The following is an 8,043-nucleotide window of genomic DNA, read 5'->3' as shown; positions in this document are numbered from 1 at the left end:
GCAAGATAGATCATGCGGCAGTGTTCACTGGAGAGGCCGAGATCCTTTGCAATCAGCTTGCTGATCTGGGCGACACGGGAAATATGATCACCAGTATCGCCATCGCGAAACTCGATTGCGCGTGCCAATCGCCAGATGATTTCTTCTTCACGCTCGGCAAGCTCTTCGGTTGCCTTATCAACTTCATCGACAAGCCTGCTGGCCTGCTGGGAAAGGTCGCGTTGTGCTCTGCGCAGCGCCAGAAGGTTGCGCACTCGCGCTTTCAGTTCAATCGAGTCAAAAGGTTTGCCAATGAAGTCGGTTACGCCAGTCTCAATGGCCTGAATGCGGATGCTGCGTTCCGTTTCCGATGTCACCATGATGACGGGGACATGTTGCAGGACGTTTTGACGTTTGAGTTCAGCCACAAGCTCAATGCCGGTGTATTTGGGCATTGTGAAGTCAACGATCAAAAGGTCGATAGGGGATTTCAGGCAGTGTTCCAGTGCCTTTGCGGGATCTTCAAATGCAATAACATGCACACCGGGAATTTCCCGAACTGCTATATCAAGTGCAAAAAGAGCAGACCTGCTGTCGTCTACCAGTACAATATGCACGTTTGGCCCCCGATTGCCGTATTCAACTGAAAAATGCGCGCACGAAAACGGTCCGTGAAAACGGTGAATTTCGCTAAGATTGGACATTTTTTGAAGGTGTTCTGAGTGGCGTCATGCCATCAGTTGAGAAGCACGGAGACGTCGCGAGAGCTTCCTCGAGATATTCCGCTTCGGGTTGCACTATGTGGGCACATAGTTAATGTCTAATTAATGTGAGGGTGCAATTGATCGCCTATTAGTATAGGGCAGTGAATTGAATATACTTGTAAATTGAGAAGGTTAGTCATGTTGGAGGCGAGTGCGGCCTCGTTTCATGCTTGTTTTTGACATTTTTTTGCCTTTTTTCAGGTTGTATTTTTCCACCCCTTAATCGGCCGTAAAGGTTCGCACGTCTCTCCTTTCTCAAAAAAATGGGAGGTCTCGCGAAGTCTGCGGTGATTTTGTTGTCTTTATTGCGGACGTGTAATCGCCTGGGTTTGCTCCATCAGGAACGCAAGCGTCTCTTGCTTTACCCTTGATGAGAGCACCTCTCTCACAGTCCGATGGTAGTTGTTCAGGTAAAGAATTTCGTCGTCTGATAGTTTGGTAACATCGACGGACGAGAGGTCGATAGGGACCAACGTCAAAGACGCAAAGCCGCAGAACTTTGAAGAGACGGCAGTCACTTCGACCTGGTTTTCTATACGCAGCCCATATTCTCCGGCCTCATAATATCCAGGTTCGATCGTCATTATGTTTCCGGGTTCGAGGCCGTAGGGATTGGCTATCTTGGCAAAGCGGTGCGGATATTCATGAATGAGAAGATTATGCCCTACACCATGTCCTGTACCGTGATCATAATCGAGGCCGAGATCCCATAGAGGACGGCGGGCAAAGGCGTCCAATTGATGGCCCTGTGTGCCGATCGGCATTTTTGCCATGAGCAGCGACAGAAACCCCTTCAAAACGGCCGTGTAGGTCTGCCGCACGGCATCACTCGCCGTTCCCAGCATTAATGTGCGGGTTATATCTGTTGTGCCATCTGTATATTGGCCTCCGGAATCAATCAGATACGGTGAGTTGCTGTCGATTGCGGCGTTGGTGTCTTCTGCAGTATTGTAGTGGCACATTGCAGCATTGGAGCCAGACGCTGAAATCGAACGGAAACTTGCTTCCAGAAAACCTGTGCCTTCCGCTCTGAATGCCAGCAATCTTGCTTCAGCCTCAAGTTCGGTCAGCGGATTTGCCGTGCCTTGTCGCTCACGTCCTTCTTTCAGCACCCAGGCGAGGAAATTGGTGACGGCAACGCCATCTTCCACATGGCACCGACGGTAACCCTCCAGCTCGACAGCATTTTTGGATGCTTTCAAAATCGTCATCGGACTGGTTTTGCTTACGGTCTTGCCGCCAGCGGCTTCGACCGCGAGACGCACAGCAACAGGAGAGAACTGCGGATCGATCATAACGGTCTTGCCGGATGCCAGTTCGCCGAGACGATCTATGAATGTGTCGGGCGACGACAGTTGCACGTTATCAAGTTCGAACGTTGATAGATCATTGCCGAGTTTGCGCGGATCAACGAACCACTCCGCTGTTCCATCGGATGATAGCGTCAGGAAGGAATGTGGCACGGGGTTCATAGGCACGTCTGAACCACGAACGTTCAAAAGCCATGCAATATTGTCTGGCAGTGTCTCCACAACAATGTCTGCACCGCTTTGAGTGATTGATGCGGCAACACGTTGTTTTTTGCTGTTCGAAGTCTCGCCTGCGACGCTCACCGGCATCGCGCGAACAGCTCCCAATGGCTTGAGCGGACGGTCTTCCCAAATCGGGTCGAAAATGTCGTCTGATACAGGAGTAAGAACGGCGCCCACTTCCGTCAGGGCACGGGACATTCTGTTGTGCAGTTCACCATTGATCAACATCGGATCAAAGCCGATCTGCATGCCCCTTGTCGCATTGCCATGCATCCATCGGTCGATGGGCGCATTGTGGAGGTGATGAACCTCAAATAATGCCTGATCCACCTCATGGCGCACCTGGATATCGTAGCGTCCATCGACGAAAATCAGGGCCTTGTCTGCCATGATCAGTGCCAGACCGGCAGAACCGGTGAAGCCAGTGATGAAAGCCAGGCAATCGTCACGCGGTGCCGCCACTTCGCTTTGATGGGCATCCGCTCTGGGTACGACAAATCCATCTAGCCCCTTGGAGGCAAAGACAGCACGAAGCGCGGCAATCCGCGTTTTGATATCAGCAGAAGAGGTCATGCGAATTTGCTTTCATTCAGGAGAGCGGGCCGCCTTTGTCCCGGACTATATCAAGCAGGCGACGGAACACTCTGGAAGACTGGCGTACACCATCATGCTCATATTCGTTGGTAACCCATGCCTCGACATTGCCGGTGCGTTTCGCGGTGTCCAGCGACAGGCCCGCGTCGACATACATGTCATCAAAATAGACAGCGGCGGCCACTGGGACCTCGTTGCTGGCAAGCCGTGTGGTATCGTAGAGCTGGCTATGGCTCTGGCGTTCGGCCAGAGCACGGGCGCCGGCACGGAATGGTTTGAGAGAACGGATTTCGTCAAACATCCATGAGAACATCATCTCACCGGTGAATTGCAAAGGCCGTTTTGTTTCCTCGAAGTCGGCAAACTCTGCGCGAATGCGTTCTGCTGCCCAATTGGTGGCACCTTGTCCTTGTCCGTAGATGCTTTCCTGCAGCACGGCAAAGAGCGGATTTCCATCATAGGATGTCAGGTTCATCACTGATGCCAGAAAATGATCCGACAGACGATCCTCTGCACTGGACGAAAAAGCTTCATCAACCAGCCAGTGAATGTTTTCAAAGCCGGGCGCCATGCCAAAATCGATGCCAACGGTCTGGAAGCGACGCACGGTCAGACGATCGCCATCCGGCAACCGAACATCATTGTTGGCGATGAAATCGGCAATCTTACCCACTTTGGCGCGATCGGCAGCGTAGCGTTCGTAATAACGAGCCGTTTTGGCAGCGACACGCGGATAGGTGCAGCGGTAGACATCATCTGCCGTCGCATCAATGCCAGCCAGACCACCAGTGACGTAGCAGGCAGACAGACCTTCAGGGGCCTTGGATAGATAGGTGAGCGTCAGGAAGCCACCATAACTCTGGCCAAGCGTCTCCCATTTTTTTCCTCCAAACAGGGTTTTGCGAATGTGCTCGCAATCCGCAACAATGCTGTCCGCGCGGAAGCAGGCAAGATAATCCGCCGCCTGTGCGCCGTCGTCACCAAAACGAGCCATGGTGGCGTTTTCAATGCGGCTGCTTCGTCCGGTACCACGTTGATCAACCAGAATGACACGGTGGCTTTTCAGTGCTTCAGCAAGCCAGGAGGGACCACCATTTGCCGGACGGGGAGATTTGCCGCCGGGGCCGCCCTGCAGAAACGCAAGCAGCGGCAGTGTAGCGTTGCGCTTGGTCGGGTCACATACCTCGCGTGCAAAGACCTCGATCGTTTCGCCATCCGGTTTGCTCCAGTCGAGCGGAACAGTGACGATGTGATCACGAATGAACATGCCGGGAATGACGTATTCGGAAAGAGCCATTTTATTTTCCGTTCCTATCTTCGAACCCTGGGGTCCAGAACAGCGTAAAGAAGATCGACGACGATATTTGTCACGACGATGAAAAGACCACCCAATAACACCACGCCAATGATGATCGGGCGATCCTGGTTGTTGACAGCCTGGACAGCCAGCGCACCGACACCCTGCAGGCCGTAAATCTGCTCGATGACGATGGCGCCGCCCAGAAGCAAGGCGATGTCGGCACCGAGTTGCGTTACCAGCGGCGTCAGGGTGCTGCGCAGACCGTGTTTAAAGAGAACGGTTCGCTCTGAAAGTCCCTTTGACCGGGCCGTGCGGATGTAATCCTCCCCCATGACCTGCAAAAGATGACCACGTGTGAGACGGGCATAGACCGCAGCTGTAACCAGCGCAAGCGTCATCCATGGCAGGAAGAGATGCCATGCCCAGATGATTGGATCTCTCAGGAACGGCTTGTAACCGCCGGCCGGAAACAGGGTGAACCCCGCCTGCTTGGGCAGAAAATAGAACACATAAAGCGACAGCATACCCAGAACGAAGGTCGGAAAACTGAGACCAAGCAGAATAAAACCTTGCCCCATACGGTCGCGAAAACCGCCGGGATGTCGGGCAGACATCACGCCGATCGGAATCCCAATCAGCAGCCAGAAAATCACACCGCCGATAACCAATGAGACGGTGGCTGGAATTCGGTTGACGATGAGTTTGGTAACCGGCTGCTGGTTTCGATAGGAAAAGCCGAGATCACCCTGAACCGCTTTGCTGATGAATTTGAAATATTGCTCGGGGATCGGTCGATCCAGCCCGAGATTGGTGCGAATCTGGACCAGTTGCGCTTCAGTTGCCTTTTCTCCGGCGATGACGCGGGCAGGGTCTCCGGGCGCAACAAAGAACAGAAAGAATACGAAACCGCTGAGGGTGAACAGGATCAGTGCCGAAAAGCCCAGTCTTTTTAAGAGGTAACGGATCATGGCTTTCCTGCCTTTGCGGCTTTTTTCAAAAACCGGCTCATACGAACGGGGCGAGCTTTCGGATCAAGCGCATCACGCAGTCCATCGCCCAGAATGTTGAAGGCAAGTGTCGTAAATAGCAGCGCCATGCCCGGGAACACCACCAGCCACCACGCCACAAGATAAATCGAGTTGGTGGCCGCATCGGCCAGCATGCCGCCCCAGCTCGGCGTTGGTGGCACAATGCCCAGCCCAAGGAAGGACAGGGTTGCTTCAAACACGATGGCGCTCGGGATCATCATCGTGGTGTATACGATGATGGGTACGCTCAGATTGGGCAGAATATCCCGCAGCATGATGGACACCGGACCTGCTCCCAATGATCGGCTGGCTTCGACAAATTCACGACGACGAAGCGAATTGACCTCGGCGCGTATGACACGGCCCATCGTCGTCCAGCTGAAGAATACGATAACCCCGACACTGAGGCCCAGACTTGGCCCGAACACCGAAACGAGTGCCAAAGCGCAAAGCAGGAAAGGCACGCTCATGACGAGGTCCATCAGGCGGCTCAGAACCATATCGGTTGCCCCGCCGACATAACCGGCAATCATGCCAATCGTCAGGCCAATGAAGGCGGCAGCCAGCGATGCCAGAACGCCAACCAGCAAGGAGACGCGCGCGCCGAATGCGAGACGGACAATAACGTCACGGCCCAGATGGTCGGTGCCCAGCGTAAATTCATCGTTCGGGGCGACCGGCAGGCCCATTTCGCTTAGGCCGGTTGTCCGGTACTGCTCAATAGGAGAGTGCCCTGTCGCATTTTCGATCAACGGTGCGCAAATGGCGATGACGATGAGTGCCAGGATAAAAATCAGCGCAATGACGCTGGCACGATCTCTGGAAAAGCGACGCATTGTCAGCTCTAAAGGGCCGCGCTGAATAACCGTCGTTTCTGGTGTGGTTTGTGTTGTGTCGGTCATGCGGCCTCTCCCGGAATGGAGCGGATCAACTGCCTGTCTTGCGCAACAACCGTGTTCGGGGTGTGGATGGACGCGGCAATCAGCGTTTTTGTGTAGGGATCCTGCGGGTCGGAATAGATGCTTTCTGCATCGGCAAGCTCGACGATCTGCCCTTTGTTCATCACCGCGATGCGGTTGCACACGTGTCGTACGACGGAAAGATCGTGGGAGATGAACAGATAGGTCAGATTCAACTCCTGTTGCAGTTCCCGCATCAGATTCAGCACCTGTGCCTGAATGGAGACATCCAGGGCAGAAACCGGTTCGTCAAAGATGATAAGTTCAGGGTTGAGTGCAAGGGCGCGGGCAATGCCGATACGCTGCCGCTGACCGCCTGAAAACTCGGATGGAAAACGGTTATAATGTTCTGGGTTAAGCCCGACTTTTTCCATTAATGTCTGAACGGCCTGCTTGCGCCGGTTTCCCGCAAATACGCCGTGGATGCGAAAGGGGTCGCCGATGATGGAGCTGACGCGTCGACGTGGATTGAGGGAGCCGAACGGATCCTGAAACACCAGCTGAATGCGCTTTCGCATCTCACGCCATTCGCGACCGCTGAGGGCTTGCAGAGATTTTCCTTCGACCATAACGCTGCCGTCGGTTGCCGGTATCAGGCCAGCCAGAACACGTGCCAGTGTCGATTTCCCGCAGCCGGATTCTCCGACGAGGCCCAGCGTCTCTCCCTTGTAGAGATCGAGATCAATGCCCTTCAGCACCTCCAGCGTACTGCCCGGTCCGAAGGGGCCGCCGAGATTATAGCTCAGCTTGACGTTGCGCGCTTCAATGACCTTGGCCGGTGCCGTGACCATGTCGGCTCGCGAGGTCACGGCCAAGGTATTCTGCTTTTCTTTCAATGATGCAGGTATTTCGAGCCAACAGAGGCTTTGCGTTTCGTCATTGAAAATTCGAAGCGGTGGTGGAGTGGCGCAGATTTCCTGCGCCTGCGGACAGCGGGCTTTGAACACGCAACCTTTTGGCAGGTGAATAAGGCTTGGCGGCCGGCCGGGGATCGGCACCAGTTCTGCACCCGGTGTGTAATTGGCCGGAGACGAATTCAGCAGCCCGGCGGTGTAGGGGTGGGCTGGCTGGGAGAAAAGCGCGTTGCTGGAGGCGAGCTCCATGCGATTGCCCGCATACATGACCATGACATGGTCAGCGATACTGGAAAGCAGGCCGAGATCATGGGTGATCATGATGACGGTGGTGCCGCGCTCGCGACGCATCTCATTGAGTAGTTCGATAATTTGCGCCTGAACGGTAACATCGAGGGCTGTCGTTGGTTCGTCGGCAATGACCAGCGGCGGATTAAGCACAAGTGCCATGGCAATCATTACACGCTGACGCATGCCACCGGAGAACTGGTGAGGATAACTGTTAAAACGGCTGGCGGCATTGGGTATGCCCACTCGCTCAAGCATTGCAATGGCCCGCTTTTTTGCCTCGTCGGCCGAGACGCGCTCATGGGCATGGATCATCTCTGTGATCTGCGAACCGATGGTGTAATAGGGATGCAGGCTGGACAGTGGATCCTGGAAGATCATGCCAATGCGCGCGCCGCGATAGCTGCGCATTTCCTTTTGGGAAAGGGTCAGCAGGTTCTTGCCCTGAAACAGGACTTCACCGGTAATCTCGGCGTTGGGCAGCAGGCCCATGACGGCTTGCGTCAAGACACTTTTTCCAGAGCCAGATTCGCCGGCAATGCCGAAAAGTTCGCCCTGTCTTACTTCAAAAGAAACATTTCTGGCTGCCTGAACAATGCCGTCTTCCGTCGGGATTTGGATGTTCAGATTGCGGGTTTCCAGAATGGGCATCGATCAATTCCCTGAACTCAACAGTAGCAAAGGCGTGACCCTGCTTTGACGATAGCTGGTCCAAACCATTGGAACAAACAACAAGGGAGGCGAA

Annotated in this window: 6 protein-coding genes; all 6 read right to left on the bottom strand. The window is 54.3% G+C overall.

Annotated elements, in window-relative coordinates:
* Window positions 1–596: response regulator (locus tag PYL13_RS21980; RefSeq protein WP_303299133.1), on the bottom strand; the 596-nt coding region annotated here is incomplete at its 3' end.
* Window positions 597–1,045: 449 nt separating this feature from the next.
* Window positions 1,046–2,848 carry an aminopeptidase P family protein gene (locus PYL13_RS21975; protein WP_275642355.1) on the bottom strand — a complete coding sequence of 601 codons (1,803 nt, stop codon included), beginning with the start codon at window positions 2,846–2,848 and terminating at the stop codon, window positions 1,046–1,048.
* 16 nt (window positions 2,849–2,864) lie between these two features.
* Window positions 2,865–4,166, bottom strand: a complete 1,302-nt coding sequence (locus PYL13_RS21970) for an alpha/beta fold hydrolase (RefSeq protein ID WP_275642354.1) — start codon at window positions 4,164–4,166, stop codon at window positions 2,865–2,867.
* Between the two features lie 14 nt (window positions 4,167–4,180).
* Window positions 4,181–5,137, bottom strand: a complete 957-nt coding sequence (locus PYL13_RS21965; RefSeq protein WP_192489253.1) for an ABC transporter permease — start codon at window positions 5,135–5,137, stop codon at window positions 4,181–4,183.
* A complete protein-coding gene (locus PYL13_RS21960) occupies window positions 5,134–6,099 on the bottom strand; it encodes an ABC transporter permease (RefSeq protein WP_275642353.1) in 966 nt (321 codons plus the stop codon). Before PYL13_RS21960 ends, PYL13_RS21965 begins: the two co-directional genes overlap by 4 nt.
* The gene (locus tag PYL13_RS21955; RefSeq protein ID WP_275642352.1) at window positions 6,096–7,949 is read right to left on the bottom strand and encodes an ABC transporter ATP-binding protein; all 1,854 of its coding nucleotides are present in this window, start codon (window positions 7,947–7,949) and stop codon (window positions 6,096–6,098) included. Before PYL13_RS21955 ends, PYL13_RS21960 begins: the two co-directional genes overlap by 4 nt.
* Window positions 7,950–8,043 lie beyond the last annotated feature (94 nt).

The sequence above is a fragment of the Agrobacterium sp. Azo12 genome (assembly GCF_029193765.2).
Lineage (GTDB): Bacteria > Pseudomonadota > Alphaproteobacteria > Rhizobiales > Rhizobiaceae > Agrobacterium.
This window is presented reverse-complemented; position numbering and strand designations above follow the sequence as displayed.